Here is a 19,723-nt window from a genome sequence, read left to right on the forward strand (position 1 = left end):
AACCTTGAGATATAAAAAAGCCCCGCCTGGATCACCAGGCGGGGCTTTTTAGTGGCTTTTGGAATCAGACGAGGGGTTTAGGCTCGTGTTCTTTTTCCTGGGCCTCTTCGTGTTGCTCGACCGCTTCCTGAACGGAGCGTGGTGCTTCGGCAATCACGGCTTCAACGGCAACTTCTTCAGCGACCGGGGCAGGAGCTGCCTCGACCACTTCGGCAGTTGGAGCAGCAGCGGCGGCAGCGGCAGCCAGTTCGGCTTCCTTCTGCAGACGCTCTTCTTCACGCTTGCGACGACGCACTTCACGCGGGTCGTTCGGCGCGCGGCCGCTTGGGGTCAGGGCGCTGACCGGAGCTGCTTCAACCACTGGCGCTGGTGCTTCGGCTACTACTGGCGCTTCAACCACAGGGGCTTCAACGACCGGTGCCGGTTCAGCAACAACTACTGGCTCGGCAGCCTTGGCTTCTTCAACAACAGGCGCTTCAACCACTGGCGCTGGTGTTTCAGTGACAGCCGGCTCGGCGACCCAGTTGAACGCGGTCTGTTCTTCGCGAACTTCACGCACGGTTTCGGTCACGGTTTCAGCGACGGTTTCGACAACCGACTGTTCAGCGACGGCTGGCGCTTCAAAGGACACAGCTGGTTCGGCAGCGACTTCAACCTGAGGCTGAGCTTCGCGAGCCGGAGCTACTTCGACTTCCGGAGCAGCAGGCGCTACGACCGGAGTGGTGGCTTCAACAACCGGCGCTTCTACTGGAGCAGTTTCCAGTGTTGCAGCGGTAGCGCGTTCAGCTTGCTCGTGGGCCTGAGCTTCAGCCGGAGCGCTGATCACGGTGCTGGCAACAGCAGCGGTAACAGCCAGACCAGCAGCCAGATCGGCAGTGCTTGGCGCCTGGGCGTTTTCGCCGGACTCGGACTCTTCCGAACCTTCGATCACGTTGCCATTGGCATCACGCTGACGCTCGCGACGGTTGCTGCGACGACGCTGACCACGGGAGCGGCGGCGTGGACGATCGCCTTCGGCGTTCTCCGAACCTTCTTCCGGCAGTTGCTCTTCGTTGGTGGTGATTTCTTCTTCAGCGACGGCAGCAGCGGCCTGTTCGGCGCGCGGTTGACGCTCTTCACGCGGAGGACGTGGCGCACGTTCTTCACGTGGCTGACGGGCCGGACGCTCTTCAGCGGTGGCGGCGGCAGCAGCGGCCGGAGCGGCATCCAGAGGCTCGCGCAGTTCACGTACGCGTTCTTCACGCTCGCCACGTGGCTTGCGATCTTCACGCGGAGCACGTGGTACACGTTCTTCACGAGGCGCGCGTGGTGCGCGCTCTTCGCGGGCTACCGGTGCTTCGTCACGGGATTCGCGTGGCTCGCGGACTTCACGTGGTTCGCGCGGTTGACGCTCTTCACGCGGCTCACGTGGGGCGCGCTCTTCACGCGGTGCACGCTCTTCGCGCGGCTTGCGCTCTTCATCGCGGCGACCATTACGGTTGCGGCTCTGCTGACGACCGTTGCGACGCTCTTCGTTGCGGGCCGGACGCTCGGTGGCTGGTTTTTCAACCACGACCGGAGCAACCGGCTCTTCCTTGGTGGCGAACAGGCTGACCAGCGACTTCACCAGGCCTTTGAACAGGCTTGGCTCTGGCGCGGCAACCGGAGCAGGTGCCGGGGCCGGAGCGGCGACTTCGGTCGGAACCGGAGCGTTGGCGCGGGCCGGAGCCGTCTTGACCGCGGCTTCCTGGCGAACCAGGGTGCGGGTCGCGGCGGCTGGCTGGACGTCTTCGACATCGGCGGCAGCGGCAGCGATTTCGTAGCTGGACTGGTTGGTCGCGGCTTCCGGGCTGTCGTCACGCAGGCGCTGAACTTCGAAATGCGGGGTTTCGAGGTGATCGTTCGGCAGGATGACGATGCGGGCGCGAGTGCGCAGTTCGATCTTGGTGATCGAGTTGCGTTTTTCGTTGAGCAGGAACGCGGCTACCGGGATCGGCACTTGAGCGCGAACTTCGGCGGTGCGGTCTTTCAGGGCTTCTTCTTCGATCAGGCGCAGGATCGCCAGGGACAGCGACTCGACGTCACGGATGATGCCGGTGCCGCTGCAGCGCGGGCAGACGATGCCGCTGCTTTCGCCCAGCGAAGGACGCAGGCGCTGACGGGACATTTCCAGCAGGCCGAAGCGCGAGATGCGGCCGATCTGCACGCGGGCGCGGTCGGCTTCCAGGCATTCGCGGACTTTCTCTTCCACGGCGCGCTGGTTCTTGGCAGGGGTCATGTCGATGAAGTCGATGACGATCAGGCCGCCGATGTCGCGCAGGCGCAACTGACGGGCGATTTCTTCGGCGGCTTCAAGGTTGGTCTGCAGGGCGGTTTCTTCGATGTCGCTGCCTTTGGTGGCGCGCGCCGAGTTGATGTCGATGGACACCAGGGCTTCGGTTGGATCGATGACGATGGAGCCGCCGGACGGCAGTTCGACGACGCGCTGGAAAGCGGTCTCGATCTGGCTTTCGATCTGGAAACGGTTGAACAGCGGAACGCTGTCTTCGTACAGCTTGATCTTGCTGGCGTACTGCGGCATCACCTGGCGGATGAAGGTCAGGGCTTCGTCCTGGGCTTCAACGCTGTCGATCAGCACTTCGCCGATGTCCTGGCGCAGGTAATCGCGGATGGCGCGGATGATCACGTTGCTTTCCTGGTAGATCAGGAACGGCGCGGAACGATCCAGCGAGGCTTCTTTGATGGCGGTCCAGAGTTGCAGCAGGTAATCGAGATCCCACTGCATTTCTTCGCTGCTGCGGCCCAGGCCGGCAGTGCGCACGATCAGACCCATGTCGGCCGGAGCGACCAGACCGTTCAGCGCTTCACGCAGTTCGTTGCGCTCTTCGCCTTCGATGCGACGGGAGATGCCGCCGGCACGCGGGTTGTTCGGCATCAGAACGAGGTAACGACCGGCCAGGCTGATGAAGGTGGTCAGGGCTGCGCCCTTGTTGCCACGTTCTTCTTTTTCGACCTGAACGATGACTTCCTGGCCTTCGCTCAGGACGTCCTTGATGTTGACGCGGCCTTCAGGGGCTTTCTTGAAGTATTCGCGGGAGATTTCTTTGAGGGGCAGGAAGCCGTGGCGCTCGGAGCCGAAATCGACAAAGGCAGCCTCAAGGCTTGGTTCGATGCGAGTGATGCGGCCTTTATAGATGTTGGCCTTCTTCTGCTCGCGTGCACCGGATTCGATGTCCAGGTCGTAGAGGCGCTGGCCATCTACCAGTGCAACACGCAACTCTTCGGGTTGAGTTGCGTTAATCAGCATTCTTTTCATGTAGTACCGTCGGTTTCCGGGCTGCCGGAAACGGCGTTCGGCACACACGACTTCTCACGGTCGGTGTCAGGTGCGTCGGGAGTGGTTGGCCATTCCCGTGTCCAGCGATGTCCGGCCAATTGGGCCGTTATCGCGACGTACGCGTCCTGCTTGCTGTGGCTACTTAAGCACTCAGTCAGGAGGAGGAATCAACCGGTGGCTGTGGACGAGATGAAGCGTCTTGATAAAACCTGTTGCTACACAGTCCAGCGGTTGTGCATCTCCACCCTACACGTATCCCTGATAATTCGGGTGCTGCCGCGCGCAGAATCCGCAGCGGGTTGGCATTTACCGTGAGCTCCGAAAGGGGAGGTCACGCATCATGGCTAATTCAGGCGGTGTTTCCGGAGTCTTCGCTCGGGGTCATCCGCGGCTGACTGCACTTTGTGAACTGGCCGTGAATATGGCTCGCGTGGCGAGTCAAAACTCTGCTTTGCGGCGTGATTCAGGCCTCATGTCACCTGCGCTTGTTACAGCTGCAAACTCCACCGTTACGTAGCAAAAGCCCCGTAGGACGGCCTCGCGTCCTGGTGAATTGCGTTGGTCAGGGCCGGTTTTTGACCGTGGTTCCGCTGTCCAGGCCGCTTTTGGCGGCGTTCGCGACTATAGCAGCAATGATTAAGTGCTTCAATTCCATAAAAAATTGTTATTATCCGCGCCATGACGACTACTGCCCCTACGACTCCAGGCGTTCAACTGCTTGAGGTCTCGCCGGAATATGCCGGCCAACGAATCGACAATTTCCTCCTCGCCCGGCTCAAAGGCGTGCCCAAGACCTTGATTTACCGCATTTTGCGCAAAGGCGAAGTGCGCGTGAACAAAGGTCGGATCAAGCCCGAATACAAGCTGCAGGCCGGCGACATTGTGCGCGTGCCGCCGGTGCGCGTGCCTGAGCGTGACGAGCCGGTCCCTTTGGCTCAAGGCCTGTTGCAGCGCCTGGAAGCCTCGATTGTCTACGAAGACAAAGCCCTGATCGTGATCAATAAGCCCGCCGGCATTGCGGTTCACGGTGGCAGCGGCCTGAATTACGGCGTTATCGAAGCCTTTCGTCAGTTGCGCCCCGATGCCAAGGAGCTCGAGCTGGTTCATCGTCTCGATCGCGACACCTCCGGCCTGCTGATGATCGCCAAGAAACGCAGCATGTTGCGTCACTTGCATGCCGCGTTGCGCGGTGACGGTGTCGACAAGCGCTACATGGCACTGGTTCGCGGCAACTGGGCGACCTCGATCAAGCAGGTCCGTGCGGCGCTCGGCAAGAGCAATCTGCGCTCCGGTGAGCGCATGGTCGAGGTCGACGAGGAGGAGGGCAAGGAGTCTGTGACCGTGTTCAAGGTCCTGCGTCGCTTTGGTGATTTTGCCACTTTGATCGAGGCCAAACCGATCACCGGTCGCACGCACCAGATCCGCGTCCACACGTTGCACGCCGGGCACTGCATTGCCGGCGACACCAAATACGGCGATGACGGTTTCAGTAAGGAAATCCGTGATCTGGGCGGCAAGCGCCTGTTCCTGCACGCCTACATGCTGACCGTGCCGCTGCCCGATGGCGGTGAACTCAAGTTGCAGGCACCGGTCGATGAAATGTGGGCCAAGACTGTGGAGCGATTGAGTGCGCCCATCTGATTACAAACTGCTGATTTTCGATTGGGACGGCACCCTGGCCGATTCCATTCATCGGATTGTAGAGGCGATGCACTCGGCGTCCGGGCGTTCAGGTTTCGAGTTGCGTGATGATTTTGCCGTCAAAGGCATCATCGGTCTGGGCTTGCCCGAGGCGATCCGCACCTTGTATCCGGAAATCAGCGATACCGAAATGACCTTGTTTCGCGAGTATTACGCCGATCACTACATCGCTGCAGAAGCCGTGCCTTCGCCGTTGTTCGAAGGCGTAGTCGAGTCGATGGCGTCCTTTCGCGAGCAGGGCTATCACCTGGCTGTTGCGACCGGCAAGAATCGTCGCGGGCTGGATCGGGTGCTCAAGGCCAATGGCTGGGAAGATTATTTCGATATCACCCGCGCAGCCGATGAAACTGCAAGCAAGCCGCACCCTCTGATGCTGGAGCAGATCCTTGCGCATTGCGGTGTGCGTGCCGAGCAAGCGCTGATGGTCGGTGATTCGTCCTTCGATCTGCTGATGGCGCGCAATGCGGGGATGGATTCGGTGGCGGTCAGTTATGGCGCGCAATCGATCGAATCACTGCAGCAGTTTGAGCCGCGACTGTCGATCGACCATTTTTCCGAATTGCACGCCTGGCTGGGGCAGCAGGCTTAATACGTTTTTGCTGGGGTGGATGGCATGACCGACGAATGGAAAGCACCGGCCAAGGCAACTGCCGACGACGGTGATGCGAAAAGCTGGAAGCTGCTGGAAAAGACTCTGCTGGCCGGCGTGCAGGAGCAGCGTCGTTCGCGGCGCTGGGGCATCTTCTTCAAGTTGCTGACCTTTGTTTATCTGTTTGTTGCGCTGATCCTGTTCACGCCGTTGATGGACATGGAAAAAAGTGCCACCCGCAGCGGCAACTACACCGCGCTGATCGACGTCACCGGCATGATTGCCGACAAGGAGCCGGCCAGCGCCGACAATATCGTCGGCAGCCTGCGCGCGGCGTTCGAGGACAAGAAGGTCAAGGGCGTAATCCTGCGCATCAACAGTCCGGGCGGCAGTCCGGTGCAGTCGGGTTATGTCTATGACGAGATCAAGCGCCTGCGCGGCCTGCATCCCGACACCAAGCTGTACGCGGTGATTTCCGATCTGGGAGCTTCCGGTGCCTATTATATTGCCAGTGCGGCGGATCAGATTTATGCCGACAAGGCCAGTCTGGTCGGTTCCATTGGTGTGACGGCGGCCGGTTACGGGTTTGTCGGCACCATGGAAAAGCTGGGCGTCGAGCGTCGCACTTACACGTCCGGCGAGCACAAGGCGTTCCTCGATCCGTTCCAGCCGCAGAAGCCGGAAGAAACGGCGTTCTGGCAGAGTGTGCTGGATACCACGCACAAGCAGTTCATCAACAGCGTCAAGCAGGGGCGTGGCGATCGCCTGAAGGACAAGGAGCATCCGGAGCTGTTCTCCGGGCTGGTCTGGTCTGGCGAGCAGGCGCTGCCATTGGGGCTGATCGATGGGCTGGGCAATGCCAGTTCGGTGGCGCGTGAGGTGATTGGCGAAAAAGAGCTGGTGGACTTCACCGTTCAGGAATCGCCGTTTGACCGCTTCTCGAAGAAGCTCGGTGCCAGCGTTGCCGAGAAGCTGGCAATGTGGATGGGTTTCAACGGGCCGTCGTTGCGTTGATCGGATGCTGCAAGAAAGACCGGCCTGAGGGCCGGTTTTTTTTTGGGGTCAGGGAATCTGTACGCCTTCGACCAGCAGCATGTCGATCAGGCGAATCAGCGGCAGGCCGATCAGGCTCGTGGCGTCCGGGCCTTCGGTGGACTGAAACAGGCTCACACCCAGTCCTTCGGCCTTGAAGCTGCCGGCGCAGTCGTAGGGCTGCTCGGCGCGCAGATAGCGCTCGACGCGGGCCTGGTCCAGTACGCGCATGTGCACGGTGAAAGGCACGCAGTCGACCTGGCAGTGGCTGGTCTGGCTGTTGAGCAGGGCCAGGCCGGTGAGGAAGGTCACGCTGGCGCCGCTGGCGGCCATCAGTTGTTCGCGGGCGTTTTCGAAGGTGTGCGGCTTGCCGATGATGCGCTCGCCGAGTACCGCAACCTGATCGGAGCCGATGATCAAGTGAGCGGGGTGGCTGTCGGCCAAGGCTCGGGCCTTTTGTTCGGCGAGGCGCTTGACCAGCTCGATTGCCGACTCGTCCGGGCGATGGCTTTCATCGATATTCGGTGAGCTGCAGACGAACGGCAGGCGCAGGCGGCTGAGCAATTCTCGACGATAGGTCGAGCTTGAAGCGAGTAATAAAGGCAGCATTCGCATCTCCAGAGGCAGGCGACAGATTCTAGCGGAGCCGCGCAAGTGACGGACAGGGCACAATTTCCTTTGACATGGGTGGGTGCATCCCTATAATGCTGCGCCTATGTTGAATGACCCGATTCCACCTCACGTTGACCCGCGCAAATTGGCTGACCGTGGCACCACCCTTCAAGGTGAACTGCTGCTGGCCGATTTGAAGAGACTCTGCGACCCGCTTTCCGACGATGTCGGTACGGTGCAGGCAAAATTCGTTTTTGAACGAGATGAACGTAAATCTGTGGTGATCCACAGCTTTATCGACACCGAAGTCAAAATGGTTTGCCAGCGTTGTCTTGAGCTGGTCACCCTGCCGATCCACAGCGAATGCAGTTACGCTGTTGTGAAGGAGGGTGCGAATACCCAGTCGTTACCGAAAGGTTATGACGTGCTGGAACTGGGCGAAGATCCATTGGATCTGCAGTCACTGATCGAGGAGGAGCTTCTGCTCGCCTTGCCCATTGTGCCTGCTCATCATCCGGAAGAATGCCAGCAGCCGGCGGGAGCAGATGAGCCCGAACCGAGCGAGGACGAGGTAACGCGGTCCAACCCGTTCAGTGTATTGGCGCAGTTAAAGCGTGACCCAAACGTTTAGGAGTTAATCAATTATGGCTGTTCAGCAGAACAAAAAATCCCGCTCTGCCCGTGACATGCGCCGTTCGCACGACGCTCTCGAGGCTAGCACTCTGTCTGTAGAAAAAACCACTGGTGAAGTTCACCTGCGTCACCACGTATCGCCAGAAGGCGTATACCGTGGCCGTAAAGTGATCGACAAGGGCGCTGACGAGTAATCACTTGTCCGCTCAAGTCATCGCGATTGACGCAATGGGCGGGGACTTCGGTCCCCGCAGCATTGTTCAGGCCAGCCTCGCTTGCCTTTCTGCTACACCCTCGCTGCACCTGACCCTCGTCGGTCAACCCTCCCTTCTTGAAGAACTGATCACTGGCCAATCGGCTGCCGATCGTGCGCGCCTGACAATTGTTCCGGCGTCCGAAGTCATCACCATGGACGAAAAACCTGCCCAGGCTTTGCGTGGCAAGCCGGACTCGTCGATGCGTGTCGCCCTCGAGTTGCTGCGTGATGGCAAGGTCCAGGCCTGTGTCAGTGCCGGCAATACCGGGGCACTGATGGCCCTGTCGCGATTCGTGCTCAAGACCCTGCCGGGGATTGATCGTCCGGCCATGGTCGCCGCGATCCCCACTCAGAAAGGCTATTGCCAGTTGCTTGATCTCGGCGCCAACGTCGATTGCAGTGCCGAGCACCTGTTGCAGTTCGCCGTGATGGGATCCGTGGCCGCGCAAACCCTTGGCATTGCCCGTCCGCGTGTTGCGCTGCTGAATATCGGCACCGAAGACATCAAGGGCAATCAGCAGGTCAAACTGGCTGCGACGTTGCTGCAGGCTGCACGGGGCATTAACTACATCGGTTTCATCGAAGGTGACGGCTTGTATCGCGGCGAGGCGGATGTGGTGGTTTGCGACGGTTTTGTCGGCAATATACTGCTCAAGTCCAGCGAAGGCCTGGCGACGATGATCGCTGCGCGTATCGAGGCCTTGTTCAAGAAAAACTTCGCTTCCCGTGCTGTTGGCGCTCTGGCGCTGCCATTGATGAAGCGTCTGCAGGCTGATCTGGCGCCGGCGCGACATAACGGCGCAAGCTTCCTCGGTTTGCAAGGCATTGTCGTGAAGAGTCACGGTTCGGCCGGGGTTCAGGGGTTTCAGAGTGCCATTCAGCGAGCGTTGATCGAGATTCAGGAGAATCTTCCCGAGCGCCTGCACGGCCGTCTGGAGGATTTGTTGTCTTAGGCGTTTTCGTCGGACAATGCTTAAATGTGACCGCCCGGTTCAAAGGGCCATCCAACTGTCAGTTTCTTGCGTCCCTCTAGCGGGATGCCATTTTTCCGACGACAAGATCATTAGGGGCTTGTTACATGTCTGCTTCCCTCGCATTCGTCTTTCCAGGACAGGGTTCGCAGTCCCTCGGCATGCTGGCCGAGCTGGGCGCGCAACATCCACTGATCCTCGAAACTTTCAAAGAAGCATCCGATGCTCTGGGCTATGACCTGTGGGCGCTGACCCAGCAGGGCCCGGAAGAGCTGCTCAATCAAACCGACAAAACCCAGCCGGCCATTCTGACCGCTTCGATCGCCCTGTGGCGTCTGTGGCTGGCTGAAGGTGGCGCGCGTCCGGCCTTCGTTGCCGGTCACAGCCTGGGTGAATACAGCGCGCTGGTCGCTGCTGGCAGCTTGAGCCTGGCCGACGCGGTAAAGCTCGTCGAGCGCCGTGGCCAATTGATGCAGGAAGCCGTACCGGCCGGGCAGGGCGGCATGGCTGCCATCCTCGGTCTGGAAGATGCTGATGTTCTCGCTGCCTGTGCCGAAGCGGCGCAAGGCGAAGTGGTCAGCGCAGTGAACTTCAACTCCCCGGGCCAGGTGGTGATCGCCGGTGCCAAGGCTGCCGTTGAGCGTGCCATCGAAGGCTGCAAGGCCCGTGGCGCCAAGCGTGCCATGCCGCTGCCGGTCAGCGTGCCGTCGCACTGCGAACTGATGCGCCCGGCTGCCGAGCGCTTCGCCGAGTCCATTGCTGCCATCGACTGGCAGGCGCCGCAAATCCCTGTGGTACAGAACGTCAGCGCTCAGGTGCCGGCGGATCTGGAAACTCTCAAGCGCGATCTGCTGGAGCAGCTCTACAAACCGGTTCGCTGGGTTGAATCGGTCCAGACCCTGGCCGCCAAAGGCGCGACCAACCTGGTCGAATGTGGCCCTGGCAAAGTGCTGGCCGGTCTGAATAAACGTTGCGCCGAAGGCGTTTCGACTTCCAACCTCAATACCCCAGACGCTTTCGCTGCTGCTCGCGCAGCGGCTGTCTGAATCAGGAGAAGCTTGCATGAGTCTGCAAGGTAAAGTTGCACTGGTCACCGGCGCAAGCCGTGGCATCGGCCAGGCTATCGCACTGGAACTGGGTCGTCAGGGCGCCATCGTTGTTGGCACCGCGACTTCCGCTTCGGGCGCCGAGCGTATTGCTGCGACCCTGAAGGAAAACGGCATTCAGGGCGCAGGTTTCGAACTGAACGTCACCAGCGACGAATCGGTTACCAAAGTGCTGGCGAGTATCCAGGAGCAGTTCGGTGCGCCGGTGGCGATTCTGGTCAACAATGCCGGCATCACCCGCGACAACCTGATGATGCGCATGAAAGACGACGAGTGGTACGACGTGATCGATACCAACCTGAACAGTCTGTATCGCCTGTCCAAGGGCGTTCTGCGCGGCATGACCAAGGCGCGTTGGGGCCGAATTATCAGTATTGGCTCGGTGGTGGGTGCCATGGGCAACGCTGGCCAAGTAAACTATGCAGCCGCCAAGGCCGGGCTGGAAGGTTTCAGCCGTGCCATGGCGCGTGAAGTCGGTTCGCGTTCGATTACGGTCAACTCGGTAACCCCAGGGTTTATCGACACCGATATGACGCGCGAGCTGCCTGAAGCACAGCGTGAAGCCTTGCAGACGCAGATTCCGCTGGGCCGTCTGGGACAAGCTCAAGAGATCGCGTCCGTGGTCGCTTTTCTTGCATCCGACGGTGCGGCATACGTGACCGGGGCTACAATCCCGGTTAACGGCGGGATGTACATGTAATTCAAATGTGACGGATTGCTTCAAAAAAATGTCATACGAGCTGTCTAAAATCCGTTATAAAGCTGCAATCTATTTATAGGCAGAGGGCCGCAGGGTTTGAGGAGTGAAGCTTTCAGTTGAAAAGCTGAAAAGTCTTTCTATACACTTACCCACTGGCCAGCTGCCTGAATTTGTCCATTAGGAGTGAAAACAAGGTATGAGCACCATCGAAGAGCGCGTCAAGAAAATCGTTGCCGAGCAACTGGGTGTTAAAGAAGAAGAAGTGGTCAACACCGCTTCCTTCGTAGAAGACCTGGGTGCCGACTCCCTTGACACCGTTGAGCTGGTGATGGCTCTGGAAGAGGAATTCGAGACCGAAATCCCTGACGAAGAAGCTGAGAAGATCACTACTGTACAAGCTGCAATCGACTACGTTACCAGCCACCAGGCGTAATAGTTTGTAATCGTTGCTTGCTGTCATGGAAAAACCGCACTGCCATCATGGCGTGCGGTTTTTTCTTTAGGCCTGATGCAAAGTCGTCATTTGAAAAAGGAGAGTGCTGTGTCGCGTAGACGCGTCGTAGTCACCGGTATGGGTATGTTGTCGCCACTGGGCACGGATGTGCCGAGCAGTTGGCAGGGCATTCTGGCTGGCCGCAGTGGCATTGGTCTGATCGAACACACCGACCTTTCTGCCTATTCCACCCGCTTTGGCGGCTCGGTAAAGGGCTTCAATGTCGAGGAATACCTGTCGGTCAAGGAAGCGCGCAAGCTCGACCTGTTCATTCAGTACGGTCTGGCGGCCGGCTTTCAAGCCGTACGCAATGCCGGTCTGGAAGTCACCGATGCCAACCGTGAACGCATTGGCGTGGCCATGGGTTCGGGTATCGGCGGTCTGACCAACATCGAAGAAACCAGCCGCACCCTGCACGAGACTGGCCCGCGCCGGATTTCTCCGTTCTTTGTGCCTGGCTCGATCATCAATATGATTTCCGGTTTCCTGTCCATCCATCTGGGTGCGCAGGGGCCTAACTACGCCATCGCCACAGCGTGTACCACCGGTACGCACTGCATCGGCATGGCGGCACGCAACATCATGTACGACGAAGCCGACGTGATGATTGCCGGCGGTGCCGAGATGGCCGCGTGCGGTCTGGGCATGGGCGGCTTCGGTGCTTCCCGTGCGCTGTCGACCCGCAACGACGAGCCGACCCGCGCCAGCCGTCCGTGGGACAAGGGCCGTGACGGCTTCGTGCTGTCCGACGGCGCCGGTGCCCTGGTGCTCGAAGAGCTCGAACACGCCAAGGCCCGTGGCGCGACCATCTATGCCGAGCTGATTGGTTTCGGCACCAGTGGCGACGCCTTCCACATGACTTCGCCACCCGCCGACGGCGCCGGTGCGGCACGTTGCATCACCAACGCGCTGCGCGATGCGAAGATCAACGTCGATCAAGTGCAATACATCAACGCCCACGGCACTTCGACGCCGGCCGGTGACCTCGCTGAAGCCAACGCGATCAAGTCGGTGTTCGGTGATCACGCCTACAAGCTGGCGGTCAGCTCCACCAAATCCATGACCGGTCACCTGCTCGGTGCGGCGGGCGCGGTCGAGGCGATCTTCAGCGTGCTGGCGATCAACAGCCAGGTGGCGCCGCCGACCATCAACCTCGATGAGCCGGACGAAGGCTGCGACCTCGATTTCGTGCCGCACACCGCGCGCAACATGGACATCGATGTCGTGCTGTCCAACTCGTTCGGATTTGGCGGCACCAACGGCACGTTGGCGTTCCGTCGGTTCGCCGGCTGATGGACTGCTGGGTCGACGGTCTGCCGGCTGACGCTCTGTCGCTGAAAGATCGCGGCCTGGCTTACGGCGACGGTTTGTTCGAGACCATCGCCGTGCGTGGCGGCCAGCCGTTGCTGCTGGATCGGCATCTGACGCGTCTGGCCGACGGCTGTACACGTCTGGCCATTGCGACGGACGTCGAGCTGATTCGCCATGAGCTGCAATCCTATGCCGCCGCGATGGGCGAGGGCGTGCTCAAGCTCATCCTCACCCGTGGCGACGGATTGCGCGGTTATGCGCCGGATCCTTCGGCGCAGGGCCGACGCATTCTGCAAGGCAATCCTCCCGCCGCTTATCCAGCGGCCCACGCCGAACAGGGCGTTCGCCTGTTTCCTTGCAGCACGCGTTTGTCCAGACAGCCGTTGCTCGCCGGGCTCAAACACCTCAATCGACTGGAGCAGGTCATTGCCCGCGCCGAATGGCGGGACAGTGAGCACGCCGAAGGTTTGATGCTCGATCAGGCGGGTCGCGTGATCGAGGGAGTCTTCAGCAACCTGTTCCTGGTGCGTGACGGTGTGCTGATCACGGCGGACCTGAAACGTTGCGGCGTGGCCGGCGTGATGCGCGCAGAAATATTGTTTCAGGCCGAGTCCCTGGGCATTCCCGTGCAAATCACCGACATCCCCCTCGAACAGCTGCAATGGGCTGATGAAGTCTTTGTCTGCAACAGCGTGTATGGCGTCTGGCCGGTACGCGCCTGTGCTGCTCTGAGCTGGCCGGTTGGCCCGCTCACCCGTAAACTGCAAACCATTGCCCGCGCGCTACTGGATGCCTGATTCGTGAGACGTAAACTTTTGCTGCTGCTGGAAACCGGACTGGTTCTGGCAGGGCTGCTGTTGGGCGCCAGCGCCTGGAAGATTCATTCGGCACTGGAACAGCCCCTGAACATCACGCAGGAAGAACTGCTGGATGTGCCCAAGGGATCCACCCCGACCCGTACTTTTCTTGGACTCGAAGCCGATGGCGTCATCAAGGACGCGTTCTGGCTGCGGGTCTATTGGCGGTTTAATCTCGCTGGCACGCCGATTCATACGGGCGAGTACCGTATGCAACCGGGCATGACCGTCAACGGCCTGATCGACCTGTGGAAGCGTGGCGATGTGGTTCAGTACAGCCTGACCCTGGTCGAAGGCTGGAATTTCCATCAAGTACGCGCCGCGCTGGCCAAGGATGAAAAGATCGAACAGACCCTCAATGGTCTGAGTGACAGCGAGGTCATGGCCAAAATCGGTCACAAGGGTCTGTTCCCTGAAGGCCGCTTCTTCCCCGACACCTACCGCTTCGTGCGCGGTGTGACCGATACCGAACTGCTGAAAAAGGCTTTTGACCGCCTCGACGAGGTGCTGGCCAAGGAGTGGGAAAAACGCTCCGCCGACGTGCCTTACACCGAGCCTTATCAGGCGCTGATCATGGCATCGCTGGTGGAGAAGGAAACCGGCGTGCCTCAGGAGCGTGGCCAGATTGCCGGCGTCTTCGTGCGGCGTATGGCGCTGGGCATGCAGTTGCAGACCGATCCGACGGTGATCTACGGCCTGGGCGATCGCTACAACGGCAAACTGACCCGCGCCCACCTCAAGGAAGCCACGCCGTACAACACGTACATGATTCCCGGCCTGCCGCCGACGCCGATCGCCATGGTCGGACGTGAAGCCATTCACGCGGCTCTCAACCCGGTGGATGGCACCAGCCTCTACTTCGTTGCCCGTGGCGATGGCAGCCACGTGTTCTCCGATGATCTGGACGCGCACAACAACGCGGTGCGCGAGTATCAGCTCAAGCGGCGCGCGGATTACCGCTCCAGTCCGGCGCCGACGACAGCGCCCGAGACCGCTCCGGCAGCCGAGGAGGCGATTCCTGCCGCCTCACCCGATACTGCACCGGAATCGTTGCCGCAGCCGCCTGCTCAAGCGCCTGCACCGACGCCGGAACCGGAAGCGTCCGCTCCCCAAAACACGCAATGACTTTGATTAAGGACTGCCTGTGACTGGCTTGTTTATTACCCTGGAAGGCCCGGAAGGCGCCGGCAAAAGCACCAACCGCGAATACCTCGCCGAGCGCCTGCGCGCCGCCGGTATCGAAGTGGTGCTGACCCGCGAGCCCGGCGGTACGCCGCTGGCCGAGCGCATTCGTGAGGTGTTGCTGGCCCCGGTCGACGAAGTGATGAACCCGGACACCGAGCTGTTGCTGGTGTTCGCCGCCCGTGCCCAGCATCTGGCTGAAGTCATTCGACCGGCACTGGCCCGTGGTGCGGTGGTGCTGTGTGATCGTTTCACCGATTCGACTTACGCCTATCAGGGTGGCGGCCGCGGCTTGTCGCTGGAGCGCATCGCGGCGCTGGAGACTTTCGTGCAGGGCGACCTGCGTCCCGACCTGACGTTGATTTTCGATCTGCCGGTGGAAATCGGCCTGGCCCGCGCCAGCGCCCGAGGTCGTCTGGATCGTTTCGAGCTGGAAGGCCGTGAGTTTTTCGAGGCCGTGCGTAGTGCGTTCCTCAAGCGCGCCGAAGCTGATCCGGCGCGTTATGTGCGGATCGATGCCGGTCAGCCGTTGGCCAAGGTTCAACAATCGCTGGATACCCTGATTCCGAACTTGCTGGAGCTGAGCCGTGGCTGAGGCCTATCCGTGGCAGGACAGCCTCTGGCAGCAACTGGCCGGGCGCACTCAGCACGCCCACGCGTATCTGCTGCACGGGCCGGCCGGGATCGGCAAGCGCGCGCTGGCCGAACGACTGATGGCCAGTCTGCTGTGCCAGCGTCCGACGCCTGAAGCCTGCGGTGAGTGCAAATCCTGCCTGCTGCTCAAGGCCGGCAGCCATCCGGACAATTACATTCTCGAACCGGAAGAAGCGGACAAGGCGATCAAGGTCGATCAGGTGCGCGATCTGGTCAGTTTCGTGGTGCAGACCGCGCAACTGGGCGGGCGCAAGGTGGTGCTAATCGAGCCGGTGGAGTCGATGAACATCAATGCCGCCAACGCCTTGCTCAAGAGCCTTGAAGAGCCGTCCGGCGATACCGTGCTGTTATTGGTCAGCCACCAGCCGAGCCGGTTGTTGCCGACCATCAAGAGCCGCTGCGTGCAGCAGGCCTGCCCGCTGCCGAGCGAATCCATGAGTCTGCAGTGGCTGGCTCAGGCACTGCCGGAATGTTCCGAAGACGAACGGGTCGAACTGTTGACCCTGGCCGCCGGCTCGCCGTTGGCCGCCGTCACGTTGCAGGGGCAGGGCGTACGTGAACAGCGCGCGCAGGTGGTGGAAGGCGTGAAGAAGCTGCTCAAGCAGCAGCAATCGCCGACGCAACTGGCCGAGGAGTGGAAAAACATTCCGATGCTGCGTCTGTTCGACTGGTTCTGCGACTGGTCGAGCCTGATCCTGCGCTATCAGTTGACCCAAGATGAATCGGGTCTCGGCCTGACCGACATGCGCAAGGTCGTGCAATATCTGGCGCAGAAAAGTGCCCAGGCTAAAGTGCTCGATATCCAGGACTGGATTCTCGCTCAGCGCCAGAAAGTCCTGAGCAAGGCCAACCTCAACGCGGCGTTGCTGCTGGAAGCGTTGCTGGTGCAATGGGCGAGCTTGCCTGGCCAAAGATAAGAATGTGTACCTAGACTCTGAGCATCAGCAGTGGAGGTCAACATGAATGAACCCGTCAGTCCGGGGCCGCGCAACGGCATCTTGTCCCTGACCATCAAGGACAAGTCGGTCCTCTACGCCGCCTACATGCCGTTCATCAAGAACGGCGGCCTGTTCATCCCGACCAACAAGAACTACAAGTTGGGCGACGAGGTGTTCATGCTGCTGAACCTGATGGACGAGGCGGAGAAGATTCCGGTGGCCGGCAAAGTCGCCTGGATCACCCCCAAAGGCGCGCAGGGCAACCGCGCAGCCGGCGTCGGCGTGCAATTCAACGATGGCGACAACACCGCGCGCAGTCGCATCGAAACTCATCTGGCCGGAGCCCTGAAATCCGACCGTCCCACTCATACGATGTAAGTTGCAGTCCTTTTTATGCTCGTAGATTCCCATTGTCACCTTGACCGCCTCGACCTCGCCGCTCACGACGGTTCCCTGGATGCCGCGCTGGATGCGGCCCGCGAACGCGGCGTCGGGCATTTCCTGTGCATCGGCGTCAGCGCCGACAACGCAGCCGACGTCAAAGCCCTGGCCGAGCGTTACGACGACGTCGATTGCTCGGTCGGCGTGCATCCGCTGGATGTGCAGCCGGGCGCGGCGCCGGCGCTGGGCTGGCTGTTGCACGAGCTCAATCACCCGAAAGTGGTGGCGATCGGTGAAACCGGTCTGGACTACCACTACGAGCCGGAAGCCGCCGAGCTTCAGCAGGAGTCGTTCCGTCTGCACCTGCAAGCCGCGCAGCAGACCGGCAAGCCGGTGATCATCCACACCCGCGGCGCCCGCGCCGACACGCTCGAGTTGTTGCGCGAAGCCGCGTTGCCCCAGGCCGGCGTGTTGCATTGCTTCACCGAAGACTGGGACATGGCCAAGGCGGCGCTGGACATGGGTTATTACATTTCCCTGTCGGGCATCGTCACCTTCCGCAATGCCGATGCGCTGCGTGATGTCGCGAGCAAAGTCCCGGCGGATCGCCTGCTGGTGGAAACCGACTCGCCGTACCTGGCGCCGATCCCTTATCGCGGCAAACCGAACCTGCCGCAATACGTGCGGGAAGTGGCAGAGTTTCTGGCGATGCTGCGCGGCGAGAACTACGAGCGTTTTGCCGAGCAGACCACCGAGAACTTCAAGCGACTGTTTCCGCTGGCGCATGTAAAAGCCTGAATCGCAGGCAAAAAAAACCCGGGTTCTGGGGGGTGAATCCGGGTTAAGACCATTAGGAGTAAAACAAAGGCACGCGGTCCCTTGGTACCTTTACCGGCGCGACACTTGGGGGAGATGTCGCCCGACAGTTCAAGTATTGATCAGTCTGGCGCCGAGTCCAGTTGGCTGGCCGGGGTTTTTAAACAAATTTGGAATACGTTCGCTTCGGTTATGTTCTCATTCCCCTCGAAACGTTCGTGAAATGAACAAGAAACACAGATATGGTCGGATGATCCGTGCATTTTTGCGCAAGTTAGGCATAATACGCGGCTTCGAATTTTGACCCCTACAGACCTTTTCTTATGCACAAAGAACCTCGTAAGGTCCGTGAGTTTCGTCGCCGCGAGCAAGAAATTCTCGATACCGCGCTCAAGCTGTTCCTCGAACAAGGTGAAGACAGTGTCACCGTCGAGATGATTGCTGATGCCGTGGGTATCGGCAAAGGCACGATCTACAAGCACTTCAAGTCCAAGGCCGAGATCTACCTGCGCCTGATGCTCGATTACGAGCGCGACTTGAACGAGCTGTTGCACTCGGCCGATGTCGACAAGGACAAGGAAGCGCTGTCCCGTGCCTACTTTGAATTCCGCATGCGCGACCCGCAGCGCTATCGCCTGTTCGATCGCCTGGAAGAGAAGGTGGTCAAGGGCAATCAGGTCCCTGAGATGGTCGAGGAGCTGCACAAGATCCGTGCCTCGAACTTCGAACGCCTGACGCTGCTCATCAAGGGCCGCATCAGCGAAGGCAAGCTCGAAGACGTGCCGCCATACTTCCATTACTGCGCATCCTGGGCGCTGGTGCACGGCGCGGTGGCGCTGTATCACTCGCCGTTCTGGAGCAATGTGCTGGAAGATCAGGAAGGTTTCTTCCAGTTCCTGATGGATATCGGCGTGCGTATGGGCAACAAGCGCAAGCGCGACCCTGAAACACCGAGCAGCTGAATCATTCAGTTGCCTTATGCGCCGTGTTTTTAGCTACATGGCGCAGTACCGCAGGAATATACTCAGGCATAGGGCTTGCTAAAACTTGAATTGTGAGTCAAGTTTTAGTCGCTCGATTTTCCATCGCCGGAGTGCTTCATGATCGTTGACCGTCAAGGTAGGCGTTTTCGCAATTTGCGGATCAGTCTGACTTCAGCCTGCAATTACGCCTGTACCTACTGCGTGCCCAACGGCAAGCGGTTGGTGGCTGCGCAGGATGAACTGTCGGCCGAGGCCATGGCGCGTGGCGTAGCCTATCTGATCGAAGCCGCGGGCATCGAGCGCCTGCGCATCACCGGCGGCGAGCCGCTGGTCAGCCCCAAGCTCGAATCTTTCATGAGCGCCGTCGGCAGGATGGGCCTGGAAGACATCAGCCTGACCACCAACGGCCAGCTCCTGGCGAAAAAACTCCCGTTGCTGGTTGATGCCGGCCTGCGACGCCTCAACGTTTCCCTCGATACTCTGGACGCCGGCGCGTTCCGCAGCATCGCCCGTGGCGGCGATCTGGCCACCGTGCTGGATGGCATGGATCAGGCCGCAGCGGCGGGGATGAAGATCAAGGTCAACATGGTGCCGTTGCGCGGGCAGAACCTCGACCAGGTGATGCCGTTGCTCGATTACTGCCTTGAACGCGGCTTTGAACTGCGCTTCATCGAGCTGATGCGCATGGGCCACCTGGCCACTGATTCCAACGCCTTCCTGCAGCAGTTCGTCAGCCTGCAACAGCTGCTGAGCCTGATCGGCGAACATTACGAGTACGCGCAAACCGACGCGCCGGTGGATGCCACGGCGGTTCGCTATGCGATTCCCGGTTTGGGTAATTTCGGCGTGATCGCCAACGAAAGCGTGCCGTTCTGCCGAACCTGTTCGCGCCTGCGCCTGTCGTCCACCGGATGGCTGCATGGCTGCCTGTCGTCGAGCAACCGCCACTACGTCGGTGACCTGCTCGACAAGCCGCGCCATGAGGCGCTGCCGGCGTTGCAACGATTGCTGGTCAAGGCGTTGGGCGACAAGCAGGAAGTCGCGTTCTCTGGCGGCGCCACCGTCATGAAGATCATCGGCGGCTGAAAATCCTCATCGCGAGCAGGCTCGTTCCCACAGGTAAATGCTATTTCCTGTGGGAGCGAGCCTGCTCGCGATTACGATCGAAAAAACGACGAAGATCTGGAGGTGG

20 protein-coding genes are annotated in these 19,723 nt (G+C 60.2%); 18 read left to right on the forward strand and 2 right to left on the reverse strand.

Features of this window, described 5'->3' with window-relative positions:
- Window positions 1–64 precede the first annotated feature (64 nt).
- Complete coding sequence (rne, locus tag ACKUG4_RS27405; protein ID WP_445435233.1) at window positions 65–3,295, reverse strand: ribonuclease E; 3,231 nt, start codon at window positions 3,293–3,295, stop codon at window positions 65–67.
- A 699-nt stretch (window positions 3,296–3,994) separates the two neighbouring features.
- Between rne and rluC the strand changes: the two genes are divergently transcribed.
- Genes rluC through sppA form a run of 3 tightly spaced genes read left to right on the forward strand, consistent with a single transcriptional unit; the run spans window position 3,995 to window position 6,620 of the window.
- On the forward strand, window positions 3,995–4,957 hold the full coding sequence (gene rluC / locus ACKUG4_RS27410; protein ID WP_039770677.1) for a 23S rRNA pseudouridine(955/2504/2580) synthase RluC: 963 nt from the start codon (window positions 3,995–3,997) through the stop codon (window positions 4,955–4,957).
- A complete protein-coding gene (locus ACKUG4_RS27415; protein ID WP_039770675.1) occupies window positions 4,944–5,606 on the forward strand; it encodes an HAD-IA family hydrolase in 663 nt (220 codons plus the stop codon). The genes rluC and ACKUG4_RS27415 overlap by 14 nt, the downstream gene beginning before the upstream one ends.
- 24 nt (window positions 5,607–5,630) lie before the next feature.
- Window positions 5,631–6,620 carry a signal peptide peptidase SppA gene (gene sppA, locus ACKUG4_RS27420; RefSeq protein ID WP_085612123.1) on the forward strand — a complete coding sequence of 330 codons (990 nt, stop codon included), beginning with the start codon at window positions 5,631–5,633 and terminating at the stop codon, window positions 6,618–6,620.
- A gap of 48 nt (window positions 6,621–6,668) precedes the next feature.
- Here sppA and ACKUG4_RS27425 read toward each other — a convergent pair whose 3' ends face one another.
- On the reverse strand, window positions 6,669–7,247 hold the full coding sequence (locus ACKUG4_RS27425; protein ID WP_445435234.1) for a Maf family protein: 579 nt from the start codon (window positions 7,245–7,247) through the stop codon (window positions 6,669–6,671).
- A 106-nt stretch (window positions 7,248–7,353) separates the two neighbouring features.
- Here ACKUG4_RS27425 and ACKUG4_RS27430 point away from each other — a divergent pair, with 106 nt between their 5' ends.
- The 15 genes from ACKUG4_RS27430 to ACKUG4_RS27500 all read left to right on the forward strand — a co-directional run bounded on the left by ACKUG4_RS27430 (window position 7,354) and on the right by ACKUG4_RS27500 (window position 19,617).
- Window positions 7,354–7,881, forward strand: coding sequence for a YceD family protein (locus ACKUG4_RS27430; protein WP_003204262.1), 528 nt, complete (start codon window positions 7,354–7,356; stop codon window positions 7,879–7,881).
- 13 nt (window positions 7,882–7,894) lie between these two features.
- On the forward strand, window positions 7,895–8,077 hold the full coding sequence (gene rpmF, locus ACKUG4_RS27435) for a 50S ribosomal protein L32 (protein ID WP_003179396.1): 183 nt from the start codon (window positions 7,895–7,897) through the stop codon (window positions 8,075–8,077).
- A 4-nt stretch (window positions 8,078–8,081) separates the two neighbouring features.
- A complete protein-coding gene (gene plsX, locus ACKUG4_RS27440; RefSeq protein WP_085612125.1) occupies window positions 8,082–9,092 on the forward strand; it encodes a phosphate acyltransferase PlsX in 1,011 nt (336 codons plus the stop codon).
- Between the two features lie 125 nt (window positions 9,093–9,217).
- Window positions 9,218–10,156 (forward strand): ACP S-malonyltransferase, encoded by a 939-nt coding sequence (fabD, locus tag ACKUG4_RS27445; protein ID WP_007950787.1) that lies wholly within the window; start codon window positions 9,218–9,220, stop codon window positions 10,154–10,156.
- Between the two features lie 16 nt (window positions 10,157–10,172).
- Window positions 10,173–10,916, forward strand: coding sequence for a 3-oxoacyl-ACP reductase FabG (gene fabG / locus ACKUG4_RS27450; RefSeq protein ID WP_007950790.1), 744 nt, complete (start codon window positions 10,173–10,175; stop codon window positions 10,914–10,916).
- 196 nt (window positions 10,917–11,112) lie between these two features.
- Window positions 11,113–11,349: an acyl carrier protein gene (gene acpP, locus ACKUG4_RS27455; protein WP_003175607.1), complete on the forward strand. Its 237-nt coding sequence runs from the start codon at window positions 11,113–11,115 to the stop codon at window positions 11,347–11,349.
- Between the two features lie 108 nt (window positions 11,350–11,457).
- Window positions 11,458–12,702, forward strand: a complete 1,245-nt coding sequence (gene fabF / locus ACKUG4_RS27460; RefSeq protein ID WP_007908259.1) for a beta-ketoacyl-ACP synthase II — start codon at window positions 11,458–11,460, stop codon at window positions 12,700–12,702.
- Window positions 12,702–13,517: an aminodeoxychorismate lyase gene (gene pabC / locus ACKUG4_RS27465; RefSeq protein ID WP_064598548.1), complete on the forward strand. Its 816-nt coding sequence runs from the start codon at window positions 12,702–12,704 to the stop codon at window positions 13,515–13,517. The genes fabF and pabC overlap by 1 nt, the downstream gene beginning before the upstream one ends.
- A gap of 3 nt (window positions 13,518–13,520) precedes the next feature.
- Complete coding sequence (gene mltG / locus ACKUG4_RS27470) at window positions 13,521–14,702, forward strand: endolytic transglycosylase MltG (protein ID WP_445435235.1); 1,182 nt, start codon at window positions 13,521–13,523, stop codon at window positions 14,700–14,702.
- Between the two features lie 19 nt (window positions 14,703–14,721).
- Window positions 14,722–15,354, forward strand: a complete 633-nt coding sequence (tmk, locus tag ACKUG4_RS27475) for a dTMP kinase (protein WP_007950797.1) — start codon at window positions 14,722–14,724, stop codon at window positions 15,352–15,354.
- Window positions 15,347–16,330, forward strand: a complete 984-nt coding sequence (locus tag ACKUG4_RS27480; RefSeq protein ID WP_039770660.1) for a DNA polymerase III subunit delta' — start codon at window positions 15,347–15,349, stop codon at window positions 16,328–16,330. Before tmk ends, ACKUG4_RS27480 begins: the two co-directional genes overlap by 8 nt.
- A 42-nt stretch (window positions 16,331–16,372) precedes the next feature.
- The gene (locus ACKUG4_RS27485; protein ID WP_039770657.1) at window positions 16,373–16,729 is read left to right on the forward strand and encodes a PilZ domain-containing protein; all 357 of its coding nucleotides are present in this window, start codon (window positions 16,373–16,375) and stop codon (window positions 16,727–16,729) included.
- 15 nt (window positions 16,730–16,744) lie between these two features.
- Window positions 16,745–17,530, forward strand: coding sequence for a TatD family hydrolase (locus ACKUG4_RS27490; protein ID WP_064598540.1), 786 nt, complete (start codon window positions 16,745–16,747; stop codon window positions 17,528–17,530).
- 341 nt (window positions 17,531–17,871) lie between these two features.
- Window positions 17,872–18,510 (forward strand): TetR/AcrR family transcriptional regulator, encoded by a 639-nt coding sequence (locus tag ACKUG4_RS27495; RefSeq protein ID WP_007950805.1) that lies wholly within the window; start codon window positions 17,872–17,874, stop codon window positions 18,508–18,510.
- A gap of 138 nt (window positions 18,511–18,648) precedes the next feature.
- Entirely contained in the window at window positions 18,649–19,617 is a 969-nt protein-coding gene (locus tag ACKUG4_RS27500; protein WP_064383475.1) for a GTP 3',8-cyclase MoaA, read from the forward strand.
- The last annotated feature ends 106 nt before the right edge of the window (window positions 19,618–19,723 follow it).

Source organism: Candidatus Pseudomonas auctus (genome assembly GCF_048654275.1).
GTDB lineage: Bacteria > Pseudomonadota > Gammaproteobacteria > Pseudomonadales > Pseudomonadaceae > Aquipseudomonas > Aquipseudomonas pharyngis.